Genomic DNA, 24,521 nt, shown 5'->3' on the forward strand with positions numbered 1-24,521 from the left:
CAAACCCGCCTTTTAAAATTTTTGGAAGGCCCCATGCCGCTCAGGTAAGTCGGTACAAGCCGCTTGTTTTTGTTATCATTGAGCGCTAAAACACTCAATGCGGTACGCCTGGCTGCTTCTTTCTCTAATTCTGCTTGTCTTTTTTCTTCTCAACCTGTCGCTGGGAAGCGTATCTGTTCCGCCCCTTGAAACACTGAATGTTTTACTGGGTGGAGACCCATCGGTACAAGCCTGGAAAGACATTGTTCTTGAATTCAGACTGACAAAAGCTCTTACGGCTGTTCTGGCCGGGGGGGCACTATCGGTTAGCGGCCTGTTAATGCAAACTCTCTTTAGAAATCCACTTGCCGGACCTGATGTGCTGGGCCTGAGCTCCGGTGCCAGCCTGGTTGTGGCTGTTGTTGTAATGGCCGGTGCACCGTTTTTCTTTTCTGCCCCTTACGCTATTTCGCTTGCGGCAAGCTTAGGATGCCTCTCAGTTTTCATTTTGATGCTATTGGTGGCACAACGTTTACGCGATAATGCTTCTTTACTCATTGTAGGGCTTATGGTTGGTGCGGCAACTTCATCGCTGGTTAGTGTTCTGCAATTTGTCAGCCGGGCTGAAGACCAGCAGTATTACCTCGTTTGGACGTTTGGCAGTATCGGAAGCCTGAATAAACAAGAGGTATCCGCGTTAGCTACGGTTAGCCTGTTAGGAATTGCGTTGGCTTTTTTTCTGATTAAGTCGTTAAACGCATGGCTGCTGGGTGATACCTATGCACGTAGCCTTGGGGTTAACCCCAATCGGGCAAGAATACTTATTATGGTAAGTGCATGCCTGCTTACCGGTACCGTTACTGCCCTGTGTGGGCCGATTGCCTTTGTTGGACTTGCCGTTCCGCACCTTACCCGGTTGTTTATTAAATCCAGCAATCATAAACTGCTGATACCAGGCACTGTATTAATGGGCGGATCATTTATGCTGGTGTGTGATAGCCTGGCGCAACTTCCAGGCGTTGCTATGGTGTTGCCAATTAATGCTGTTACCGCGCTGATTGGCGCACCGGTCGTTATCTGGGTAATTATCCGGTCGAAAAAAATATGGGTTTAAGCATGGCGTCTGATCGAAGTCCATTACTCACAACTGCTAAACTGGATGTGGGGTTTGCCGGTAATCCGGAGATACTGCTATTCGCTAACCTTGACCTTGTTTTGATGCCCGGAGAACTGGTTTGCTTTATGGGACCAAACGGTATTGGCAAATCAACGCTGCTGCGAACCCTGGCCGGATTGCATAAACCGTTACACGGCACTGTTTCGGTTTATGGCACTAAAGCCACTGAACAAACGGTGGCCGTAGTATTAACTGATACGGTAAGCGGTAACCTCACTGCCCTTGAATTGATTACCTATGGCCGCTATCCCTATCTGGATTGGAGCCTGCACTTAACTCAAGTTGATAAAGACTCCATTGAGGAGGCCATAAGCATAACTCATGTCAGTCATTTGAGGAATAAGAAAATTTATGAGTTGAGCGATGGCCAGCTACAAATGGTAATGATTGCCCGTGCGCTTGCACAGGAAACACCCATCCTGTTGCTGGATGAACCAACCTCACACCTGGACCTGAACAACCGGGTTGAGATTATGAATTTACTCCGCAAAGTTGCCCGCCAAAAAAATAAAGCGGTGCTGGTTGCAACCCACGAACTTGATTTAGCCCTACAAACCGCTGACCTGATTTGGTTGACGGGAGAAAATAGGGACCTCTTAACAGGAATTCCGGAGGATCTGGTTCTTGATGGGTCTTTTGACAGGATTTTTCAACTTAAAGGTTTCGACTTAAAAACCGGGAAAGTTAAGCACGAGGCCTGGCGCGGAGTAACAATAAACCTTGAAGGCAGTGGCCCGGAATACCTGTGGACAAAAAATGCGCTGGAGCGAAATGGATTCATAGTTTCACCCGATGCCCCAACCACTGTGCAGATAATTAATCAGCATCAAAACCTAATCTGGGTCATTAATCGCAAACCGTGTAGATCAATAAAAGAACTTCTAACGACTCTTGATACCAGTTCAGTTTAGCTGTACAAAAAACATCACTTAGGTTTAAACCTGCGTTTTACTCCTTCCAGTTCTTCCTTAACCCATGACTCACAATTGTCTTCCTTAAATAAGGAATCGGCATTCATTGAAGTCATTTTACTGCCCAGTTCAACTGCTTTCTTAAAATCAGCGCAGGCCAGGTCGTTATAAAACAAATCGCTATACACCAAGCCGCGGTACATATAGAAATCCGCCTCTCGCGGTTTTAATTCAATTGCCCGGTTGATGTGCTCAAGGGCTTCGTGGGGCAGGTGATTCATCCAGAGATAATAAGCCATGTTTGATTGGAGGTTGTCATCCTGTACGGAACGCGGATCGACAAACGCTTTATCCAGAAAAAACTTGGCTGAATCGTATAGCTGCAGTTGCAGGTACACATTTGCCAATGCGGATAGTACCCAGTAACTGTTGTCGCCTGCATGATATAGTTGTATTAAGCAGTTCCGGCCGTCCTCGAAACGTCCGTTTTTACAGTGTTTTACTCCCGCCTTAAAAAGTTTAGTTGTATAGCGGTGTGCACAACCCGGGCATAAAAGTAAAATCAGCATACAAATCCGCAGCGTACTCATCGCATATCAAACGTTTGCGTACTAAACTTATTTGCCGCTTCCCTTAATAAATTTCAGTTTTTGTACTTTGGCGGCTTGTTTTTACAGTCATGATTCATCTGAACGAATTATTCCCCTACTCTTTTAGTAAAAAGTATTCAAAACCCGTAGCCTACTTTTCGATGGAATTTGCCATTGACCAGCCGTTGAAAATTTACTCGGGCGGGTTGGGCTTCCTGGCCGGTTCGCACATGCGCAGCGCCTATGAACTGAAGCAAAATATGATTGGCATCGGCATCTTGTGGAAAAAGGGTTACTACGACCAGGAGCGCAACGAAGACCAGACCATGCGGGTTAGCTTCAGGAATAAAGATTATTCATTTTTAACCGATACCGGCATCCTGTTTCCAATTACTATACACGGTTCGCGCGTTTATGTGAAGGCATTTTTACTGAAACCAGAAGTATTTAAAACGGCACCCATCTTCTTACTTACTACTGATATTGATGATAACGACCACCTGGCGCAGACCATCAGCCACAGGTTGTACGACCCCAACGAAACTACCCGCGTGGCGCAATCCATTTTATTAGGGATTGGCGGAGCCAAACTGCTGGAAGTACTTGGCCGCGAAACCGACATCTACCACATGAACGAAGGACACTCGTTGCCGTTGTGTTTCTACCTGCTCGATAAATTCAAAAACATCAATGATGTACGAAAGCGTGTGGTATTTACCACCCACACACCCGAAAAAGCTGGTAACGAAGAGCACAATATTCCGCTGCTTGAAAGCATGAGTTTTTTTAACGGCTTAACACCACAGGAAGTTGACGAGTATGTTTATCCTGAAAACGGAACGCTGAACTACACCTTAACCGCCTTGCGCATTGCTAAAAAGGCCAATGGCGTTTCTCAACTACATGGCGAAGTAGCCCGAAAAATGTGGGAACCCTATAAAGGCATTTGTGAAATCGGTGCCATTACCAATGCGCAGAACAAAGCCTACTGGCATGACTACATGCTCGATAAAGCGCTGGCAAAAGGCGATGACAAAAAACTGCTGGCCCGGAAAAAGATGCTTAAACGGAAACTCTTTAGGGTGGTGGCCAACCAAACCGGTAAACTGTTCGATGAAAATGTGCTGACCATTGTTTGGGCCCGGAGATTTGCGGGTTACAAACGCGCCAACCTGTTGCTGCGCGACTTTAACCGGTTCAAGGCACTCATTAATAATAAAGAGTTCCCCATCCAGGTTATCTGGGCCGGCAAACCCTATCCGGAGGATTACACAGCCATCAACATTTTCAATGAGATTTTCTGGAAGACAAAGCCCTTCTCTAACTGCACCGTGCTTACCGGTTATGAACTCTGGTTATCCGGACATTTAAAACGCGGTTCGGATGTGTGGCTGAACAATCCGCGGCTTTACCACGAAGCCTCCGGCACTTCGGGCATGACGGCCGCCATGAACGGATCGGTTAACGTTTCCATTCCTGACGGGTGGATACCCGAGTTTGCCAAACACGGAAAAAACAGCTTCATTATTCAGCCTGCAGCTGATGATTTACCACAGGAAGAAAAAGACAAACAAGAGGCCAGCCACTTGTATGACCTGCTTGAAAACGAAATTATTCCGATGTACTACAAAAGCCCGGCTAAATGGCTAAAGATAGTGAAGGCCGGAATGAACGATGTACTCCCCTATTTCGATTCGGCACGGATGGCCGATGAGTACTACGAAAAGCTATATAAGTAATTTTGCCAGCTACTTTTTAGGTTCGCTTTTCTTTTCGCGGTAGAAATTCAGCGAAACCGAGTTCACACAATAGCGTTTGCCCGTAACGGTGGGCCCGTCATCGAACACGTGGCCTAAATGCGAACCGCAGTTGGCACACATTATTTCAGTTCGCTCCCAACCGTAAGCCCGGTCAACCTGGTATTTGATTTTGCCTCCCTCAATGGCTTTATCAAAACTGGGCCAGCCGCAATCGCTGTCGAACTTCATATCCGAAGTAAACAGCTCGGCATCGCAGGCGGCACAGGCATAAACACCTTTGTCGTTGGTTTTATAATACTTGCCGGTAAAAGGACGCTCAGTGCCCTTTTCCCGAAGGATGTGGTACTGTTCGGGGGTTAGTATCTTTTTCCATTCCTCTTCGGTTTTAAAAACCTTCTGCTCGGCAACCACCGGTTTTTCTTTTTCGATGATTCGCGATTTCATGTCTTGCGCAGGCATACAGGAAGTGATTAAAAGTCCAAGTGAAATTAATGTGGTCGTTTTAACGGTCATCACCGGTACTAACAATTTTTGATTAATAAAGTTGCAGGTTACCATCTTTTTACCACCCCGATTGCACCCATGAGCGCTTTATTTCTAAACCGATCATTGGGTTCAGGAAATTGCTGAACCTCGGTTTCAGTAAAATACTCGGTAAAGTGAAACTGGGCCGCAACTTTAACCGACCATTTTTCGGAAAGCAAGTACTTCAGATAAAGTTCTGAGTTGAGGTTTCCTCTATCATTATCGCTGATGAGTAAAGCATTAAACGAGGCCGGTCTGGTTCGGATAGGGGTGTTGCGAAATGTACCCGGCTGACTGGCTCCAAAAGAAAAGCCGATAGCGTCAATATTAAAGCCGAGCTGAAACTTTGAGTGTACTGCATACCGCATGTTGATGAAAAGATTCAGGGAGTTGACCTGCGCCTTTGCCAGCAACACGGTGTCTATGTTTTCTGGTATATTTTCTTTAAAAATCACTAAGGGCCCCGTACTGCCCGTGGTGAGTTTGGCGGGTGCTGTTTGATAATATTGGTTTGTTCCAAAGTAAGAGGTAAACCGGGCACCAAAACCAACGGCAAATTTCTCTTTCGATCCTACCTCCCGATCATAGCCTGCCAACAGGCTGACTGTACCCTGGGCATTACCAATGGCTGCTGTAAGGTGAACTTCCTTAACCTGGGTATAGGCCGCGATGCTTACGCCCAGAAGAAGTGCAGTAAAAACTGATACCCTCATAATTTTAAAACAATGAAATTACCAAACAGGCTACTGTAAACTGTCGGCCAACCGACATCCGGTTACTTAAGCTGGCTTAAATCCCGAATGAGAATTTTCCTTCTGTCAAAGTAAATCAGGTTTTGATCTTTTAATTCGTTAAGGATGGTAGTAACCGTTTGGCGTGAAGTACCGGTAAGTGCCGCAATATCTTTGTGTGTGAGCTTAGTGGGAATCATCGTCTCAAAGCCCACCTTCTTTCCCTTCCACGAAGCGGCATCCTTTAAAAATTCAATAATGCGGGTGCGGGCATCTTTAAACACCAGCAACTCCAGCTTTCGTTCCAGCCGCATCAGCCGCAGGCCAACCAGTTTCAATAAACGGAAGCTTAATTCCTTATCATCCTTCATCAAAGCTTTCAACTCTTCAATGCTAAGCGGGCAAAGCACCGTACTGTTTTCCATGGCCTGCGCAAAATCCTTGCGCTTTTCTTCACCGGCAAGTGCCAGTTCCCCAAAAATCTCTCCTGTAGTAAGGATGGCACTAACAACTTCTTTTCCGTCATCCAGGTAATGACCGATTTTTACCCGTCCTTCAACGACCATATAAATATGACTGGCCTCATCATTGGGGATGTAAATAAACTGATCTTTGTGGTACTGCCTGAACTCATGCTTTTCGCCCATCACTTTTGTTTTGTGCGGGCACAATACGTTATACAAATTTACGCTTTCGAAATACCAGAGCGCAGCCGTGTTGCTCATAATCCAACAAAAGATTCTTTAAGTTAGCAAAAATTTGAGGCCATAGGTTAATGAAAAAACAAGTCAGCGAAATATGGCTTTATCCGGTTAAGTCGCTTGCCGGTATACGGGTAAACCAGGCTAAGGTTATGGAAAAAGGCCTGGAGCACGACAGGCGATTTATGCTGGTTGATGCCGACAACCGGTTTATTACACAACGTGAACATCCGCACCTGGCTCTTTTTAATACCGAAATGGTTGACAACCAGCTTCGAATAACGCACCGGCTAAGTAAACAGTTCGTAAATCTGGAAATCGCTCCTGAACCAAAGGCCACCTTTTCAGCCACTATCTGGAATGATACGGTTTCTGTTTCTGAAGTAGACAGCCACTTAAGCGAATGGTTTTCCGATCACTTAAAGTTTCCATGCAGGCTGGTGTATTTTCCTGAAAACAATAAACGTCCGGTAGATAGTACTTATGCCATTAACAATGAACAGGTAAGCCTGGCCGATGGCTACCCCTTCCTTATCATTGGGCAGGCTTCGCTGGATGATCTGAACACCCGCCTGGCTGAGGCGGTCGGAATAAACCGTTTCCGCCCGAATTTCGTTTTCATTGGAGGGCAGCCATATGAAGAGGACGAGTGGAAAAATTTTTCAATTGGTTACGTCCGTTTTACGGGTGTAAAAAACTGCGCCCGCTGCGTGCTTACTACCGTTGACCCGGCAACAGGATTAAAAGGCGCTGAGCCCCTCAGAACCCTTTCAGCTTACCGAAGAAAAAACGGTAAGGTTTATTTTGGTCAGAACGTGGTGGCAATTAGTTCAGGAATTGTTAAAGTTGCAGACTCTATTAATATTGAGTAAGCATGCGTGAACAGTTAATTTATTTCATTGTTGTACTATTTCTCTGGAGCTGTCAGGCAGAAAAAGAAAAGCCCCTTCCCATCTTCGGCCACCGCGAAGTAGTGGTTAATGAAGTTAACGGACAAAAGGTGGTAGACACAGTATATCACACCATTGCCGATTTTGAATTTGTTAACCAGGATAGCGCGCTGGTTACCAACAGAACTTTTGAAAACAAAATTTACGTAGCCGATTTCTTCTTTACCTCCTGCCGTACCATCTGCCCGAAAATGAAAACGCAAATGCTGCGCGTGTACGACTCTATTCAATCTATGCCCGATGTACTCATCCTTTCGCACACCATCGACCCGGAACACGATGATGTTGCCCGCCTGCACGATTTTGCCGAACGGCTCGGAGTGAGCAGCGCCAAATGGCATTTTGTTACCGGTGAACAGGATAAGATTTACGACATCGCACAAACCAGTTACTTTGCCACCGCTATGGTGGACAAATCCGAACCGGATGGTTTTATTCACAGCGGTGCCTTTCTGCTTATCGACAAACAGCGAAGAATACGCGGTAAGTACGATGGCACGATGGAGGAAGATGTAAACCGGTTAATCAAAGACATTAAGCGATTGCGCCAGGAGTATGGAACGTAATTATTGGTTGTTGCTCACCAGCCTGCTGTTTGTGGGGTGCGGGCATTCGCAGGAAAAAAATAAGTTCACCAACTACTACCGGCAGGGCGAACAACTCTACATTAAACACTGCAGCAACTGCCACCAGCCCAACGGCACCGGGCTCGGCCGGGTGTATCCGCCTCTTCATCAATCCGATTACATGAAGAACAACTTTAAAGCTGTTATCTGCCTGATGAAAAACGGGATAGACGGACCCTTACTCGTTAACGGGAAGGAATTCAACCAGGCCATGCCGGGCGTACCCACACTAACTGATTTGGAGATTGCCGAAATCGCCACTTACATCTACAACTCGTGGGAACATAAACGCGGTTTGGTTGATGTAGCAGAGGTAAGTAACGTGCTTCGCGAATGTACTTCTACTTTAAACTGATGGATTGTTTGGTGTTGCTTTTAACCGTAAACCGTGCATCCTCAAATGCGGGCGGCCCGAATGTTCCCCGCGCATTGTTCGAAAACCCGTAAGGCTCGCGGGGGATGCCCATGAAATTTGAATCCAGCTTTTTGTTGTTGTTTATATCGTGGTAACAACTGATGGCATATTCGCCTGGTTCGAGATTATCAAACGTTACATGCATGTTGTTTCCGGTAACTGCAACTTCGCGTACGGCCTTGTGCTTTTTCATAAAATCAGCCGAATTGTTGTAGAGGGCCATCCGGATGGAGCCTTTAATAACCTTAATATCCGAAACTGTTACTTCAAGCGTGTGCTGGGCCAAGGTGCATCCACAGTAAACCATAAACCCTAAAATCACTATCAAAAACTTCATTTATCAGCCGTTTACCACTAAAAATTAACCATTCCCGTTAATCGAATCCGTTAACAAATTTTTTACAAACCCGGTGTCCGGCAATTTCGTAACTTTCATCACTTCCTGAAAAAAACCTTTACTCCTCATGGCAACAATCAAACTTAAAATCAACAAGAAAACGTATTCGCTGGAGGCCGATCCCAACATGCCCCTGCTTTGGGCCCTGCGCGATCTGGCCGGGCTTACCGGCACCAAGTATGGCTGCGGTATTGCCCAATGCGGTGCCTGTACGGTTCACCTTAATGGCGCAGCAGTCCGCTCCTGCTCCCTGCCAGTTTCTGCGGTTGGCGATAGTGAAGTGACCACCATTGAAGGCTTATCGAAAAACGGTGATCATCCGGTACAGAAAGCCTGGGAAGAAGTGGATGTAATGCAGTGTGGTTACTGCCAGGCCGGCCAAATCATGACGGCTGCCGCGTTGTTAAATCAAAATCCAAACCCAAGCGATGCGGATATATACAATGCGATGAACGGCAACATTTGCCGGTGTGGCACCTATCTGCGTATTCGCGAAGCCATTAAACTGGCCGCAGGCATGAAATAACAGGTTCTGATTGTAAACCCGAAAAACACCCATTATGGAAATTATTAAAACTCATTATAACAGACGATCTTTTTTAAAGGTATCGGCTGCTGCTGGCGGAGGTATGGTTATCGGCTTTAACTGGCTGATGTCGTGTGCGCCATCGCAGGAAAAAGCCGGGCTCGCCATGCCCGATGAATGGTTCGACATCAACGCGTTTTTGAAAATCGGAAACAACGGAGTGGTAACTATTTTTTCGCCCAACCCCGAAATCGGACAAAATGTAAAAACATCCATGCCCATGATTGTTGCTGAAGAACTGGATGTGGACTGGGGCAACGTGTTGGTTGAACAGGCGCCCCTCAACACCGTAAAATATACACGGCAGCTGGCGGGCGGCAGTCAGTCCATTCGGCAAGGATGGAAATCGCTGCGTATTGCCGGGGCTTCGGCCAGGCGTATGCTCATGGAAGCAGCCGCCAAACAATGGCAGGTACCGGTTTCCGAACTCGCCACCGATAACGGTGTCATCAAACATGCTACCGGAAAAACAATCGGTTATGGCGAAGTGGCCGCGCAGGCTGTTTCAATTCAGGTGCCTGAAGAAGTACAACTTAAAGAGCCGAAAGATTTCAAGATCATCGGTAAACCAACGAAAAATGTTGATGGCAAAAAGGTTATCAAAGGTGAACCGTTATTCGGACTTGATATACAACGCGAGGGCATGCTGATAGCTATGATCGTACATGCACCCGCCTTCGGCATGCGGCCCAAATCGGTGGATGACTCAGCGGCCCGATCCATGCCGGGAATAAAAGATGTTTTCATCATCAACTCATTACCCGATGGCATTGAACCGCAATGGTCGGATGTGAATGCTTTTAGAGAACTGGTGGTACTTGTTGGCGACAACACCTGGAATGTAATGCAGGCTAAAAAAGCGTTGAACATTGAATGGGAAACTGTTTCAGCGCCCATGGACACCACCAGCTACGACAAAGCCCTGTCGGATCTGCTGGAGAAAAAGGCTGATACACCTGCACGCAAAGACGGCAATCCGGATGAAGCTTTTAAAAAAGCGGCTAAAATTATTGAACGCACTTACTCAGCTCCCTTCCTGGCGCATAACACCATGGAACCGATGAATTTCTTTGCGCACGTTACAGCCGATGGTGCCGAACTGATTGGCCCGATACAAACGCCCGAATTTTTACGCAAAACGGTTGCGGCAGTTACCGGATTGCCGGAAGACAAAGTAACCATTAACATGACGCGACAGGGAGGTGGCTTTGGAAGAAGATTATACGGGCACTTTGGTGTTGAAGCAGCCGTGATTTCCAAACGCGTGAATGCTCCGGTTAAAGTGGTATACACCCGCGAAGACGACATGACCCAGGGCACCTACCGACCTGCTTATAAAGTGAAGTACCAGGCAGCCATTGATAAGAACAATAAACTAATTGGACTGAAAATACGTGGAGCCGGCATTCATGAAAGCCCGGTGTTTGCTAACCGGTTCCCGGCCGGAGCTGTGGATAATTACCTGGTGGAAAATCATGCGCTCGAATCGAATATATCCACGGGCGCCTGGCGAGCACCCCGATCCAATTTTATGGCCATAGCTGAACAGTGTTTTCTTGATGAAGTGGCCGAAGCCCTGGGCAACGATCCGATTGACTTCCGGTTGGAACTGTTGGATCGCGCAGCCACCAATCCGGTGGGTACTAACAACGATTACGATGCCGCCCGCTATGCCGGGGTACTTAAACTGGTAAAAGAAAAATCGGGTTGGAGCGAAAAGAAAAATGGCGTACACCGCGGGGTGTCGGCCTACTTCTGCCACAACAGTTATGTGGCCCAGGTGCTGGATATTGTAATGAAAAACTCAAAGCCCGTTATCCAGAAAGTATGGTGCGCGGTTGACTGTGGCATTGTGGTGAATCCGGAGGGTGCCAGGAATCAACTTGAAGGCGGAATTGTAGATGGCCTCGGCCATACCCTGTATAGCGAGATGACCTTTACCAACGGCAAACCCGACCAGAACAACTTTCATAACTACAAACTGATCCGCAACAGCGAGGCCCCGCTGGAAATTGAATGCTTCTTTGTTGACAACGGAGTTGAACCTACTGGTTTGGGCGAACCCGGTCTGCCACCGGCTGGTGCAGCGCTGGCCAACGCCCTGTATGCTGCAACCGGAAGGCGCCTAACCAATCAACCGTTCTACAAAGACGAGATGGCCATAAGCCCGATGTAAAAAAAAATAATACCTCCAAACGGAATTTCTTTGGTAAAAATACCCCTATCAGATTAGGGGTATTTTTATTTTCTTTTGATTTTCAGCAAAACATCAGAATAGTCATTCAGTCCTTTACTTCTGTAAAGATTTTTATTTGGTGGATTAGTTTAAATTCGCTTCATCTAAACTTTTACTAAACCCTAAAACCTATGCAGTTAAAACGTTCCTTAAAGCTGTCAGGTATGATTGTACTGATAGCCGTGACATCGTGCGTTGATGAAAATGTAATTACGCAGGATGTAAGCATCCAAAAGTCCGGTTCGCAACCGAAGTATGTTCCGGGCGAAGTGCTGATCAAATTCAAATCCACCGGTCAGGAAGGTGCGCGTGCAAAGTCTGAGGCCCTGGCATTAATCGGGGCCGAGGTACTTGAAACCATCGCTACGCCAGCCATGGAGACAGAAATGGCCCGTAAAGGTGCAACAGGTGATTTGGTTCTTGTTCATTCTGCGCTTGAAACCATGGAAGCAATTAATGCGCTTCGGAAGTTACCAGAAATTGAGTACGCTGAACCCAATTGGATTTACACACATTTTGCCACTTCCAATGATCCTTATTACACCAATGGTTCACTGTGGGGCATGTATGGCGATGCTACCTCACCATCCAATCAGTTTGGAAGCCAGGCCGGTGAAGCCTGGGCGGCCGGTAATGTCGGTTCTAATTCGGTTTGGGTAGGCATTATTGACGAAGGGTACATGTACACGCATACCGACCTTTCTGCCAATGCGGGTAAGAATCCGGGTGAAGTTGCCGGCAACGGTATTGACGATGATGGTAATGGATATATTGATGATGTATACGGATGGGATTTTGCCGGTGGCAACAATACCGTATTTGATGGACTTAGCGATGACCACGGAACACACGTTGCCGGAACTATCGGTGGTGTTGGCGGCAATGGCACCGGTGTTGCCGGTGTGGTTTGGACCGTTAAAATGATGAATGCTAAATTTTTGGGCAGTAACGGTGGTACTACTGCCAATGCCATAAAATCTGTTGATTATTTCACCGACCTGAAACAACGCCACAACCTTAATTTGGTTGCTACCAACAACTCCTGGGGAGGTGGCGGCTTTTCACAAGGATTATATGATGCCATTGAGCGGGCTAACCAGGCCGGAATCCTGTTTATTGCTGCAGCAGGTAACAGCACCAACGATAATGATGCAAGTCCATCTTATCCGGCTTCGTATAATAACAGTAACATTATAGCTGTTGCGTCCATTGACAGTAATGGTGCCCTGTCAAGTTTCTCCAACTGGGGAGCCACAACTGTTGATCTCGGTGCGCCAGGTCGTGGAATTGTTTCCACTGTGCCTGTACGCTCAAGAGGACAAATTGTATCCGGATATTCCAGCTACAGCGGTACGTCCATGGCAACACCTCACGTTTGTGGTGGTGCAGCACTGTACGCGGCTTCTCATCCAGGGGCAACGGCCTCTCAGATAAAGAATGCCATTATGAACAGCACGGTTGCCACTTCTTCCTTAAGCGGTAAAACAGTTACCGGTGGCCGCCTGAATGTAAGTGGTTTCTGAAAAACAAAGCCAACTTTAAAAGCCCTGATGCAGTCCGTCAGGGCTTTTTTTTATCTTTAAAATCGCCATGTTTAAACCTTCAGCAATACTAATAGCACTTGTATTTATCGGAAGTTGTAATACCTCACAGGTATCTTCTGCCAGCATCACCGCAGTGGGTTTACTGTTTAAACCAGAGTTCACCTCCTATATGTACGGAACTCATGCCCTGGAAGAATCCCGAAAGAATAAGCACTATGCCTTAACCAGTTCAACCTGCAACCTGGACAATTATGTAAATAAAACCGTTCGTGTAAGAGGAAAACGCATACAGGGATACTCTTTAAGCGGAGGGCCACAATTAATAGAAGTTATTTCTGTTGAAATAATTAAGCCTCAATAGACTTCGTTTAACTTAGTTGATTAAGTAAATTCAACTTGTGAAAGAACTGAAAGCCATTGTAACAGCCTTCAGGGCTACAGACTACAGCATACGCAAAGCCGCCCTGGCCACCGTGGTACGTGTACACGGCTCATCGTACCGGAGCCCCGGGGCCCGCATGCTCATAACCGATGACGGCAAATGGACAGGCTCCATCAGCGGGGGCTGCCTGGAGGGTGATGCCCTGCGAAAAGCACGGCAGGTGATGATAGACGGAAAACCGCTGACCGTTACGTACGACACCCGCGAAGAGAGCAACCAAAACCTCGGCATCGGCTTGGGCTGCAACGGGGTAATTGATGTACTTATCGAACCAATCGAACCTTCATCACCACACAATCCAATACTGCTGTTTGAAAAGATCATCAGTCGGAATGAACCCGTGCTGCTGGCCACAGCCTGCAAAGGAAAATCAACGGGCTGCAAACTACTGATGGATGAATTCAAGCAGATCCTTTTTAACACGTTTAACCAGGATATCACCGGTTTAATCACTGAAGACTTATCGGCTTTGACAAATAACCGCGCCAGCCGGATAGAGACCTATACCGACACCGATGTCTTCCTCGAACTTATTCAACCCGCCATTTCACTTATCATTTTTGGCGGGGGCTTCGATGCCCGGCCGGTAAGCGAATTGGCCAAAACGCTGGGCTGGAGTGTACAGATAACCGATGAATGCGTGGCCCACATTGCCCCCGTGTTTTTTCCTACTGCCGACAGGCTTTCGCTCTGCCAGCGGGAATTCATTGAGCGCGATTTTTCCATTACTAACTACACTGCCTGCATACTCATGTCGCACAATTATGAATATGACCGTGATGTGCTGAAGAAACTTTTGAAAACAAAAACTCCCTATATCGGTATGCTTGGTCCGCGCAAACGTTTTGAAAAAATGCTGGACGAATTTGAAAAGGAGGGTCTCACCCTGAACGCTGACGATCTGCACCGCATTCATTCCCCAATTGGACTGGATATCGGTGCCGAAACACCGGATGAAATTGCCGTATCGATCATAGCCGAAATTCAAAGCAAGTTCACCAATCGTTCTGGCGGGTTTTTAAAATACCGCAGCAGCCCCATCCATCAGCGCGACACGAATAGCGACCAGATTTTCAAGCAGGTGTTTCTGGAGGATGCTCAGGGAGTCAAGCCCAGCAAACTAAAAACTTCAGGACGCTGAAGTAAATGGCCCGTGTGAATGAAATGACCCGTCTTGCCAGGGAGTTGCGCAAACAACAAACACCCCAGGAAACGCTGTTATGGCAAAAATTACGTAACCGAAAATACCATAACCTGAAGTTCCTGAGGCAGCACCCGATAGTTTACGATAAGCAAAGGGGTAATTTGAAATTCTTTATTGCTGATTTTTATTGTGCTGAACTCCGCCTAATCATTGAAGTGGATGGCTTGATTCACCAATTTCAAAAGCACTATGATCAAAACCGCGATGCTATTTTGCGCGACCTGCGAATACAAGTCATCCGGATAAGAAATGAAGAGCTAGCGGATGTTGATGCGGTTCTTAAAAAGTTGACAAGCACAATACAGGCAACTCTCCCCCCGGCCCCCTCTCTGCAAGGCAGAGAGGGGGTGTCCGAACGCAGTGAGGACGGGGGTGAGGCAAATATGTTTTAAATCTGTGTTAGAACCGCGTGTTAATCATTGACATTTATCTTTGGTTAGCTATCCTTTTAAAATCAAGTATGGTAAATTGAAAAAGCGCTTTAACTCGCTAAAAAATTGAAAAACAAAATTCAAAAGACTCTCCCCCCAACCCCCTCTCTGCAAAGCAGAGAGGGGGTGTCCGAACACAGTGAGGACGGGGGTGAGTCAACTGTTATACCGATAATCATCCTTGCTGCCGGCCCTTCTTCCCGGCTTGGTCAACCCAAACAGCTTTTGCAATTGCAGGGTGAACCCCTTATCCATCGAATAACCCGATACGCCAGTGAAAGCAACACCGGCCCTGTGGTGGTTGTGCTGGGTTCACAGGCTAAAAAAATACAACAAGCAATTACCGATCTGCCCGTACACATCTGTGTTCATACCGATTGGAAAAAAGGTATGGGCAGTTCCATAAAGGCAGGTTTAAAGTTTGTTGAGAAAAAGTTTCCGGCTGCCGCAGCCACTATCCTGTCGGTGTGCGACCAGCCGTTTCTGGAGGCCGGTCATTTCATGAGTCTCAGCAATGCTTTCAGAAAAAAAAGAAGCGAAATTATTGCTTCGAAATATGCAGGAACATTCGGGGTTCCGTGCCTCTTTGGTAAACGCTTTTTTTCTTCCCTCGAAAAATTGCGCGATGACCAGGGAGCCAAATCAGTATTGGAAGTGCATCGGAATGAAATCGCTTTTATTTCCTTCACGAAGGGTAACGTTGATGTTGATACGGCAATGGATTGGGAAAAAGTACAAACCCTGATTTCATCAAAACCTTACTAAGCCGGTTTCATTCAATTCATACTTTGGTTGTGTCATTCTGATTCAATGGGGTATCCATCAGCCACGTAATAAACATGTAAAACCTGCCGGTAAAAGTTAAAAAATTCGGGTGAACCGAAGGCCTGTGATCCTTATCCCTACAAGCTTATATTTGCGCGCCATGCGATTAGTTACCATACTGCTTGTTTTTCTTACGCATATAACACAGGCGCAGGCTAATGCTTTTCAACAGTTTGAGGAAGGCGGGGAAATCGGGCTGCGCAACAGCCAAGGCGTTGTGGTAATCCCGGCAAGGTACGAAGCACTCGGCTGGAGCGATCATTCATTCTCGCTGATTACAACCGTTACCGGCTACAAACTGGATGGAAAATGGGGACTCATCAACACCTCGAATCAACGAATTACACCACCTGAATATGACGGGCTGGTACCCGCAGACAGCCGGCACATTCTGGCTGTAAAACAATCACCGGTAACTTTCCGAATTAAAACCGGCTGCCTATCGGCCAATGGAAAAATCATCATCCCGTTTGACTATACCGGTATTAAACTCCATGGCCTGCGGGCTATAACCTACAGCCTTGACAAAGACAATCAATTAAAATACGGACTGATTGACCTGGAGAACAACACTATACTGCCAGCCTTGTACCAAAATATCTATCCATTGGGAAGCCTGCGGTATGCCGTGCAAAATACATCCGGTAAAACCGCTTTGTTTACAGAAAACGGAAAAGCGATTACCAGTTTTGTAATCGACAGCATTGGCCCGCTGCAAAATGATCGGGCTGTTTACTATCAGGACGGCCGGCAGGGCCTGATAAACCGTGATGGCACAATGATAAAAGATGCCATTTATCGCGAAATCAAATCAGAAAACTACAACTGGTATGGAAGGCTCTCTGACGAGTGGATGGTACTTTCTTCCTCAAATACCATTGCCAAAAGACTGGCAGGTGATTCACTTGTCGGGCTAAGCGATGGACGATTCAAACTCGTTACCACACATGGAACAGAACTGCTGGATGAACAGCTTAATCCGGTAACCACCAAACGGTTCAACTCCATTTCCGGCTTCAGCAACGGTATGGCTGTTTTCTCGGATGGAGATAAAAAGGGTATCATCCGAAGTAACGGCACGATAGTTTTGCCGGCCGCATATCATGAAGTCGCCATCGGCAGCACCCATCTCTTCGTTGCCGAAAATTTTTCTGGCACCCTTAAATGGTCACTCTACAATTCAACCGGCCAACGCGTAACAAAAAAAAACTATGCGCAGATTGGCGAACTCAATGAACACCTCTTTTGGGTTACCGAAAACGGGTACCAGGGCGCTATCAACAAACTTGGTGATGAACAGATTGCCTGTGTGTTCGACAGCCTGTTGGAAACGAAAGGCAGCCTGGTGGTTGTAAAGTTCAGGGGGCAGTATGGCATCATTTCTGAAAAAGAAGAATGGATTGTAACACCACAGCGAAATCCTATCCGATTGATTACCAGCGATCGCTTCCTTGAAAATTCGGGTAACCTGATAACCCTGAAAACCTTGGGTGGAACTATTTTGTATTTCACTACGAACAAAATTGAAGTTGAGCAAGAAAAATTAACCGAGCATCTTTCAGACGGTGGGAAATGGATTATCAACATGAATGGACAAATCATCTCACGTGAACTGCCCCCTTCTGAACAAACTGAGTTGGTATGGCCGGCCACCGAAGGTTATCGGATGATAAAACGCAACGGCCGCTACGGCTTTATTGATAACCAGGCCCGGCTGATGATTCCCAACCGCTACGAAGAAGCCAAACCATTCAACGAAGGACTGGCGCCCATTAAAATCCGCAACAAGTGGGGATTTATTAACCACGATGACAAAATTGTGGTGCAACCGGTGTATGAAAGCGTTTCCTCATTCGAAGCCGGTTACTGCCGGGTAAAACTGAACGGAAAATACGGACTGATTAATAAAACAGGAGAACAGGTTTTGCCAACCCGTTACGATGAACTGACTGTACTGCCGGGCGGGAGAATTCTGTTAAAGTCGGATGGCTCGTTTGGCCTGAGTAGCCCGCATGGCGATGTATTGCTTTTTCCGAAATACGATGTGGTAACTGATTTAAATAATGGCTTTGTTATTGTGGCGCAGCAAGGAAAATACGGACTGGTTGATTTGAAGGGCCTTACCACCATTCCGCTTATGTACGATTATCTTTTTTTCAATCCGGCAGCCGGTACTTACGTGGGCCTTGTAAAAAAATCGTGGGAAGAAATAAAGTAAAAGGGGCCGAAGCCCCTCTGTTATATACTTAATCTTTCTTCGGTGCATTGCTTGACCCCTTCCCTGAATCAGAAATGGATTGCCGCATGCCCGTATCGGCCTGCACGTTTTGCATCCGGTAGTAATCCATCACACCCAGGTTGCCTTTAATGAAGGCTTCGGCAATGGCTTTCGGAATCTCGGCTTCGGCCTGAATAACATTGGCGCGCGCTTCCTGCGCTTTTGCTTTCATTTCCTGTTCCAGCGCAACGGCCATGGCGCGTCTTTCTTCCGCCTTTGCTTCGGCTACTTTCAAATCGGCCGAGGCCTGATCGATCTGTAGCTTGGCACCAATGTTAGCGCCAACATCCACATCGGCAATATCAATCGAGAGAATCTGGAAGGCCGTACCTGCGTCAAGCCCCCTTGATAGAACAACTTTCGAAATTTTATCGGGATTTTCCAGCACTTCCTTGTGCGACTTGGCCGAACCAATAGCGGTAACAATACCTTCGCCAACACGGGCCAGGATGGTATCCTCACCGGCACCACCCACCAGTTGCTGAATGGCAGCCCGTACCGTGACCCGTGCAATGGCAATGAGCTGGATACCATCGGCAGCAACAGCCGCTACTTTGGGTGTGGTGATCACCTTGGGGTTAACCGAAATCTGAACGGCTTCAAACACATCACGTCCTGCAAGATCAATAGCCGTAGCCTGCTTGAAATCAAGATGGATGTTTGCTTTCTCTGCAGAAATCAGCGCCCGGATAACATTTGGCACATTACCACCGGCCAGGTAGTGTGTTTCTAATTCGGTAGAAGTGAGTTTCAACCCGGCCTTGGTTGCCGTAATCAGCGACTCAACAATGACCCGCGGTGGCACCTTACGAATGCGCATAAAGACCAGTTCGAACAACCCCACGCGCACCCCGCTGAACAGGGCGGTAATCCAAAGGTTAATGGGAACAAAGTAGAGGAAAATAAAAAACAGGATTATCCCTGCAAAAACAACAAACAAGAGTGCTACACCTTCTAATTCCATAGATTAATAAGTTTAGGTTAAGGGATTGGTTCTACCAAAATATCATTCGACTGAATCTGAACAACTTTCACTTTCGAGCCTGCTGCAAGATAGTCGCCATTGGTTTTTACTTCAAAAATTTTCCCGTCAAATTCTGCTGTTCCCATCGGCCGCAGAGCCGAAACGGCCACTCCTTCATTGCCGGGCTTTAAGGCCTGCGTCACACCTTCGTTTACCTTGCTTTCGATGCTGGTTTTCAGCGAAAACCGCTTCCAGGCGCCCTTTCTGAAACTCAGGTAGAGGGCCAGCGCAAAACCAACGGTTGAGGCAATGAGTGTATAATTACCGACTTCACTGCCAAATTGCCCGTAGCTGAAGGCAATACCCACAATCAAAAAAACTAGGCCCAGTATACCCACCACTGTAGTACCCGGAATAAAAACTACCTCCACAATCAGCAGGGTTAATCCGACAGCAATAAGCGCAATAACAACCAAAGCCATAATTTTCTTTAAAGTTTAAAACGGAACCGAAGGTAATGCAATTCGGTGAATTGATCGACTTTGTTTACGTTTCAATATGCCTGCGCAAACAACACCCTACGCGTTGATGGTTTGCCTGAATATACACAAGTGCCGGGTTCTTCCGGTGAATCGAGCGGGATACACCGTATGGTAGCCTTAGTTTGTTCTTTAATGGCTGCCTCGGTTTCTTTGGTTCCGTCCCAGTGAGCCGACACAAACCCGCCCTTCTCACTGATTACCCTTTTAAATTCATCAAACGAATCAACGGGGGTTGTCATTTGCTTATGGAAAGCAAATGCCCGTTTATAAATGTTTTTTTGAATTTCATCGAGCAATAACACCACGTTAACCGCCACCTGATCAACCGGCATCACGTGTTTTTCTTTGGTATCCCTGCGGGCAACTTCCACGGTTCCGTTCTCCAAATCGCGTGGACCAAGTGCAAGCCGCACCGGTACGCCCTTCAGTTCCCACTCGGCAAATTTAAAACCCGGCTTTTGGGTATCGCGGTCGTCAAACTTTACGGTAATGTTATGCCTGCGCAGGTCTTGTGTAATTTGGTTTACCTTTTCACGAATAGCCGCCAGTTCCGTTTCGTTCCGGAATATCGGCACAATTACCACCTGGATGGGCGCCAGTTTCGGGGGAAGCACCAGTCCATCGTCATCGGAGTGTGCCATAATTAATGCCCCCATCAGACGTGTACTCACGCCCCATGAAGTACCCCAAACGTATTCCAGTTTTCCTTCTTTGGTGGCAAACTGTACATCAAAGGCCTTGGCAAAATTCTGCCCGAGGAAGTGCGAAGTACCTGCCTGTAATGCTTTACCATCCTGCATCATCGCTTCGATGCAATAGGTATCAACCGCGCCCGGAAATTTCTCCCCTTCCGATTTCTTGCCCTTTACCACCGGCAACGCCATAAACTTTTCGGCAAACTCGGCATACACGTCAAGCATCTGAAGTGTTTCATGAACCGCCTCCTGTGCAGTAGCATGAGCCGTATGACCTTCCTGCCATAAAAACTCGGCAGTACGAAGGAACAACCGTGTACGCATCTCCCAGCGCACAATATTGGCCCACTGATTAATGAGTATCGGTAAATCGCGGTACGATTGAATCCATTTTTTGTAGGAGTTCCAAATAATGGTTTCAGAAGTTGGCCTGACGATCAGTTCCTCTTCCAGTTTAGCCTCCGGATCAACAACAACGCCTTTTCCGTCTTCCGAATTTTTTAGCCGGTAATGGGTAACGATGGCGCATTCTTTGGCAAAACCTTCAACATGATCCGCTTCCCGCGCCAGAAACGATTTAGGTACAAACAGCGGAAAGTAAGCATTCACATGGCCTGTTTCCTTGAACATCGCATCAAGGGCCTGTTGCATTTTTTCCCAAATGCTGTAACCGTACGGTTTTATCACCATACAGCCCCGCACATCCGAATGCTCCGCTAAATCGGCTTTTTTTACTAACTCATTGTACCACAGCGAGTAATCTTCACTTCGGGTTGGAATATCCTTGGCCATCTCTGGTATAATTATTGTCGCATTTTAAACAGTCGGCAAATATACGGGAGGTTCTTCTTCAAGAAAGTAAAGGCTGCCGTTTTTGGCTGATTTTTGTAATTTTAGAAGAATACTTTTGCTGGCTTTTACGTTAATACATGAGGATTAAAACCGGAAACTGATGAAAGCGCACATAGGATTTTGGATGCTGGTGCTACCCGTTGTGGTCTTGGCCCAGGAAAGTGATGATCTGTATTTCCGCTCGAAAGACAGGCAGAAGGTAATGACTACGGAGAGTTATGTAAGCAATTACGATAACTTTAAACGGCAGCATTTTCCTGAAGCGTATAATCAGGACAATAACCAGAACCCTACCGACAGCTATTCGGCAAGGCAAATAAATCCGGAATATGTTGCGCGGGCCAGTTCGGAACAGGCCAGTGAAGATGAGCAGAACTATTTTATCGAAGGCTACACTCCGGCAACAACCAGCACCACCAACTATTACAGTGGCTCGTCCTTTAATAACGGCTGGAACACCGGCTGGTACACACCCGGATGGTACGGACCGGCTCGTTTCAACAACTGGTACAGCCCATATTATAGTTTTTATGATCCCTGGATGAGCCCCTTCTGGGGCTATGGCCCGGGTTGGAACTACGGCTATAGCAACTACTGGTCGCCATGGGGAAGCGGGTGGAACATAATGATTGGCTATTCGTGGGGTAACTCGTGGGGCAACAACTTCTGGGGTCCCTCCTGGTTGTACTGGAATTATCCGTACTACTATTATGGCAGCACCGAAAGAACCCGTATTAATTACGGTAAACGCCCTTCGGCAAATGCAGTTGTGGCAGGCGATGTGCGAAATCACTATCCAAACAACGTAAGAAACCAGGCCATTAATAATTCCAGTGGCCGCACGCGCGCTAATGATGAGTATTACGTGAGGCCAAGTCGAAGACCGGTAAATGATGGTACCAATACCTCTTCGGGTGAAACCTTTAACCGTACCCGCACTTACCCTCGCGACTCTTATACCAGTCCAACCCGCAGTACCAGCTATCCATCAAGCAGACCGAGCTATACACCATCAAGAAGTAGTTCGTTTCCATCGGGTGGTACGCGAAGTAGTGCACCATCTTCCGGAAGTCGTTCACGCGGAAGAGATTAACCACTAGCGTATTTTACTTTCATGAACGGTAAGGTTTTAGGCTACCTCACGGCAATCGTATTGTGCCTGCCCCATCTGGCGGCTGCCCAAGGGTTTATTGAAAATGCCTTGTTATTCAGCCGCACCCGGCCCGGTGGAAGCGCGCGCATCCAGGCCTTGGGTGGCGCCCAGGTTGCCCTCGGTGGAGATTTCAGTTCGGCCTTGTCGAATCCGGCAGGCCTGGGCATGTATAACCGTTCGGAATTTACCTTTTCACCGGCCCTGAATGCTTATAATACTTCGGCCACACACCTGGATAACTCAACGAATGATTCAAAAAATGTTTTTAATGTGCCCGGGTTGAGTTACGTTTTTAACAGTCCAAAAAACACCACGGGCTACATCGGAGGATCGTTCGGCATCAGCATGGCACGAACCAACGACTTTAACCGGACTTTTACCTATGCCGGCACGGATAACCTGTCTTCCATTGTTGACTGGTTTATTGAGGATGCTTATGGATTTACGCCCGAACAGTTGCCCGACCCGTACGCCTCCATTCCTTTACTCAACTACGATTACAGTACAGGTCAAAGCTACCTGACTTTCCTGATCAATACCCTGGCTGACGATCAGGGCAACACCACCCCGGTTATGCCCGATGATTACATCGAGTATTACTCCGAACTGGAGCCTATACCCGGTGAAACCCGTACACTCGATCGGATTGAGCAGGTTTCGGTAAAAGGAAGTCAGTACCAGTGGTCGCTTGCGTATGGCGGTAATTATAATGATAAGTTGTTTTTCGGGGCCAACATCGGTATTACTTCGCTGCGGTATACTTTCAAACGAAAATACCGCGAACAGGATTTTGATTTCAGCGATGACCCCTCGTACAATCCATTAGACTACCTGGAACTGGAAGAGAGAATTACTATTGATGGTTCGGGCTTAAATCTTACATTGGGTTTGATCTACCGCCCGGCAGATGTTGTACAATTGGGTATGGCGCTGGTAACGCCTACCTACTACCAGCTTACCGATTCCTACACTTCGGTGGTACGCACCTTGTGGAACGACAGTCGCGCGTTTATCGAAGAAGAATCCGCTCAGCCACTCGTATCCGAATACAGCCTGACCACCCCGTTGAAACTCAGTCTGGGTACAGCCGTTTTTCTTGGCAGTTATGGATTTATTGCCGGGGATGTTGAGTTCGTGAATTACGGAAAAGCAAAGTATCGATCCGATATCAGCGGCATCTCCTTTTCACCGGATAACGAAGGCATCCGTGAATTTTTTACCAACACAGTCAATTACCGTATAGGCGCAGAGTTTCGCTATGAGAAACTGCGCTTGCGTGCGGGGTATAACATCCAATCCAATCCGCTGCGGGATAACGATTCCAATCTGAGCATAAAAACACTTAGTGCCGGCATTGGCTTGCGCCTGAGTAAATTCTTTACCGATCTGACATGGTTAACCTCAACCGGGGAAAGTTTTTACAGTCCGTATTTATTTCAGGATGGTACCGGCCCGCTGGTTAAACTGGATAATACGGTAAACTCGCTTATGCTAACTGTTGGTTTTACCTTCTGAAGATTTCAATAATTGAAGAAGTTTCGGCAAATCAGCATCAGTAACCTGATAAGTTGCCCGCTGATAAATTTTTTTTCGTTCATGAAGCAAATGCTGCAGTGTTTCGTTGATTGAATTGGCCGATTTCAGCAGCGGACGCTTTAATGCCTCCTTACTATTCATACGGGAAACCAACATATCAACGGGCACATCGAGAAATATTGATACACCGTTACGATTCATAAATTCGATTCCATCATAAAAACAAGGCGTTCCTCCACCGGTGGCCATTACAAAAGACGGATTTTGATCTGACAACTGACGCAATGCAACCGCCTCGGCCTGACGAAAATAGGGTTCGCCTTTCCGCTCAAAAACTTTTTTAATAGGCTCACCTTCCTGCTGTTCAATTTCAGCATCCAGGTCAATGAACGGTATTTTTAGCTTCTCGGCCAGCGCCCGGCCCAACGTGGTTTTTCCGGCCCCCGGCATCCCGATAAAGTAAATTTTCAT

25 protein-coding genes are annotated in these 24,521 nt (G+C 47.0%); 16 read left to right on the plus strand and 9 right to left on the minus strand.

Annotated features, from left to right (window positions below; genetic code table 11):
* Positions 1 to 97: 97 nt before the first annotated feature.
* Together HRU69_01595 and HRU69_01600 are read left to right on the plus strand one after the other, a co-directional pair.
* Positions 98 to 1,093, plus strand: a complete 996-nt coding sequence (locus HRU69_01595) for an iron ABC transporter permease (GenBank protein ID QOI96246.1) — start codon at positions 98 to 100, stop codon at positions 1,091 to 1,093.
* A 2-nt stretch (positions 1,094 to 1,095) separates the two neighbouring features.
* On the plus strand, positions 1,096 to 2,067 hold the full coding sequence (locus HRU69_01600) for an ABC transporter ATP-binding protein (protein QOI96247.1): 972 nt from the start codon (positions 1,096 to 1,098) through the stop codon (positions 2,065 to 2,067).
* Between the two features lie 14 nt (positions 2,068 to 2,081).
* Here HRU69_01600 and HRU69_01605 read toward each other — a convergent pair whose 3' ends face one another.
* Positions 2,082 to 2,636 (minus strand): hypothetical protein, encoded by a 555-nt coding sequence (locus HRU69_01605; GenBank protein QOI96248.1) that lies wholly within the window; start codon positions 2,634 to 2,636, stop codon positions 2,082 to 2,084.
* 110 nt (positions 2,637 to 2,746) lie between these two features.
* On the opposite strand from HRU69_01605, the gene glgP reads away from it, so the two are divergent.
* Complete coding sequence (glgP, locus tag HRU69_01610; protein ID QOI96249.1) at positions 2,747 to 4,396, plus strand: alpha-glucan family phosphorylase; 1,650 nt, start codon at positions 2,747 to 2,749, stop codon at positions 4,394 to 4,396.
* Between the two features lie 9 nt (positions 4,397 to 4,405).
* Here the strand turns inward: glgP and msrB are convergent, their stop codons facing one another.
* The 3 genes from msrB to HRU69_01625 form a co-directional block, all read right to left on the minus strand.
* Positions 4,406 to 4,861 (minus strand): peptide-methionine (R)-S-oxide reductase MsrB, encoded by a 456-nt coding sequence (gene msrB, locus HRU69_01615; protein QOI98796.1) that lies wholly within the window; start codon positions 4,859 to 4,861, stop codon positions 4,406 to 4,408.
* A 107-nt stretch (positions 4,862 to 4,968) separates the two neighbouring features.
* Entirely contained in the window at positions 4,969 to 5,655 is a 687-nt protein-coding gene (locus HRU69_01620) for a hypothetical protein (GenBank protein ID QOI96250.1), read from the minus strand.
* A 62-nt stretch (positions 5,656 to 5,717) separates the two neighbouring features.
* Positions 5,718 to 6,398 carry a Crp/Fnr family transcriptional regulator gene (locus tag HRU69_01625; protein QOI96251.1) on the minus strand — a complete coding sequence of 227 codons (681 nt, stop codon included), beginning with the start codon at positions 6,396 to 6,398 and terminating at the stop codon, positions 5,718 to 5,720.
* 50 nt (positions 6,399 to 6,448) lie between these two features.
* On the opposite strand from HRU69_01625, the gene HRU69_01630 reads away from it, so the two are divergent.
* Genes HRU69_01630 through HRU69_01640 form a run of 3 tightly spaced genes read left to right on the plus strand, consistent with a single transcriptional unit; the run spans position 6,449 to position 8,305 of the window.
* On the plus strand, positions 6,449 to 7,246 hold the full coding sequence (locus tag HRU69_01630; protein QOI96252.1) for an MOSC domain-containing protein: 798 nt from the start codon (positions 6,449 to 6,451) through the stop codon (positions 7,244 to 7,246).
* A gap of 2 nt (positions 7,247 to 7,248) precedes the next feature.
* Positions 7,249 to 7,890 carry an SCO family protein gene (locus tag HRU69_01635; GenBank protein ID QOI96253.1) on the plus strand — a complete coding sequence of 214 codons (642 nt, stop codon included), beginning with the start codon at positions 7,249 to 7,251 and terminating at the stop codon, positions 7,888 to 7,890.
* Positions 7,880 to 8,305 carry a cytochrome c gene (locus HRU69_01640; GenBank protein QOI96254.1) on the plus strand — a complete coding sequence of 142 codons (426 nt, stop codon included), beginning with the start codon at positions 7,880 to 7,882 and terminating at the stop codon, positions 8,303 to 8,305. The genes HRU69_01635 and HRU69_01640 overlap by 11 nt, the downstream gene beginning before the upstream one ends.
* On the opposite strand, the gene HRU69_01645 is transcribed toward HRU69_01640, so the two are convergent.
* Complete coding sequence (locus HRU69_01645; GenBank protein QOI96255.1) at positions 8,292 to 8,702, minus strand: DUF2141 domain-containing protein; 411 nt, start codon at positions 8,700 to 8,702, stop codon at positions 8,292 to 8,294. The two genes, HRU69_01640 and HRU69_01645, sit on opposite strands and share 14 nt — an antisense overlap.
* 127 nt (positions 8,703 to 8,829) lie before the next feature.
* Between HRU69_01645 and HRU69_01650 the strand changes: the two genes are divergently transcribed.
* From HRU69_01650 to HRU69_01685, 8 genes are all read left to right on the plus strand, one after another.
* Positions 8,830 to 9,288 (plus strand): (2Fe-2S)-binding protein, encoded by a 459-nt coding sequence (locus HRU69_01650; GenBank protein QOI96256.1) that lies wholly within the window; start codon positions 8,830 to 8,832, stop codon positions 9,286 to 9,288.
* Positions 9,289 to 9,322: 34 nt separating this feature from the next.
* Entirely contained in the window at positions 9,323 to 11,524 is a 2,202-nt protein-coding gene (locus HRU69_01655) for a xanthine dehydrogenase family protein molybdopterin-binding subunit (protein ID QOI96257.1), read from the plus strand.
* A gap of 224 nt (positions 11,525 to 11,748) precedes the next feature.
* Positions 11,749 to 13,107, plus strand: a complete 1,359-nt coding sequence (locus tag HRU69_01660; GenBank protein ID QOI98797.1) for a S8 family serine peptidase — start codon at positions 11,749 to 11,751, stop codon at positions 13,105 to 13,107.
* Positions 13,108 to 13,174: 67 nt separating this feature from the next.
* The gene (locus tag HRU69_01665) at positions 13,175 to 13,489 is read left to right on the plus strand and encodes a hypothetical protein (protein QOI96258.1); all 315 of its coding nucleotides are present in this window, start codon (positions 13,175 to 13,177) and stop codon (positions 13,487 to 13,489) included.
* A gap of 37 nt (positions 13,490 to 13,526) precedes the next feature.
* Positions 13,527 to 14,711: an XdhC family protein gene (locus HRU69_01670; protein ID QOI96259.1), complete on the plus strand. Its 1,185-nt coding sequence runs from the start codon at positions 13,527 to 13,529 to the stop codon at positions 14,709 to 14,711.
* Positions 14,712 to 14,716: 5 nt separating this feature from the next.
* Entirely contained in the window at positions 14,717 to 15,166 is a 450-nt protein-coding gene (locus tag HRU69_01675; GenBank protein QOI96260.1) for an endonuclease domain-containing protein, read from the plus strand.
* A 165-nt stretch (positions 15,167 to 15,331) separates the two neighbouring features.
* A complete protein-coding gene (locus HRU69_01680; GenBank protein ID QOI96261.1) occupies positions 15,332 to 15,970 on the plus strand; it encodes a nucleotidyltransferase family protein in 639 nt (212 codons plus the stop codon).
* A gap of 160 nt (positions 15,971 to 16,130) precedes the next feature.
* Positions 16,131 to 18,248: a WG repeat-containing protein gene (locus tag HRU69_01685; GenBank protein QOI96262.1), complete on the plus strand. Its 2,118-nt coding sequence runs from the start codon at positions 16,131 to 16,133 to the stop codon at positions 18,246 to 18,248.
* A gap of 28 nt (positions 18,249 to 18,276) precedes the next feature.
* Here the strand turns inward: HRU69_01685 and floA are convergent, their stop codons facing one another.
* From floA to HRU69_01700, 3 genes are all read right to left on the minus strand, one after another.
* Complete coding sequence (gene floA, locus HRU69_01690) at positions 18,277 to 19,272, minus strand: flotillin-like protein FloA (protein ID QOI96263.1); 996 nt, start codon at positions 19,270 to 19,272, stop codon at positions 18,277 to 18,279.
* Positions 19,273 to 19,289: 17 nt separating this feature from the next.
* Complete coding sequence (locus tag HRU69_01695; GenBank protein QOI96264.1) at positions 19,290 to 19,754, minus strand: hypothetical protein; 465 nt, start codon at positions 19,752 to 19,754, stop codon at positions 19,290 to 19,292.
* Between the two features lie 71 nt (positions 19,755 to 19,825).
* On the minus strand, positions 19,826 to 21,301 hold the full coding sequence (locus HRU69_01700) for a proline--tRNA ligase (protein ID QOI96265.1): 1,476 nt from the start codon (positions 21,299 to 21,301) through the stop codon (positions 19,826 to 19,828).
* A 160-nt stretch (positions 21,302 to 21,461) separates the two neighbouring features.
* Here HRU69_01700 and HRU69_01705 point away from each other — a divergent pair, with 160 nt between their 5' ends.
* Positions 21,462 to 22,454, plus strand: a complete 993-nt coding sequence (locus HRU69_01705; GenBank protein QOI96266.1) for a hypothetical protein — start codon at positions 21,462 to 21,464, stop codon at positions 22,452 to 22,454.
* Positions 22,455 to 22,475: 21 nt separating this feature from the next.
* The gene (locus HRU69_01710; GenBank protein ID QOI96267.1) at positions 22,476 to 24,029 is read left to right on the plus strand and encodes a hypothetical protein; all 1,554 of its coding nucleotides are present in this window, start codon (positions 22,476 to 22,478) and stop codon (positions 24,027 to 24,029) included.
* On the opposite strand, the gene HRU69_01715 is transcribed toward HRU69_01710, so the two are convergent.
* Complete coding sequence (locus tag HRU69_01715) at positions 24,006 to 24,521, minus strand: shikimate kinase (GenBank protein QOI96268.1); 516 nt, start codon at positions 24,519 to 24,521, stop codon at positions 24,006 to 24,008. The genes HRU69_01710 and HRU69_01715 overlap by 24 nt on opposite strands.

The sequence above is a fragment of the Flammeovirgaceae bacterium genome, from assembly GCA_015180985.1.
Classification (GTDB): domain Bacteria; phylum Bacteroidota; class Bacteroidia; order Cytophagales; family Cyclobacteriaceae; genus UBA2336.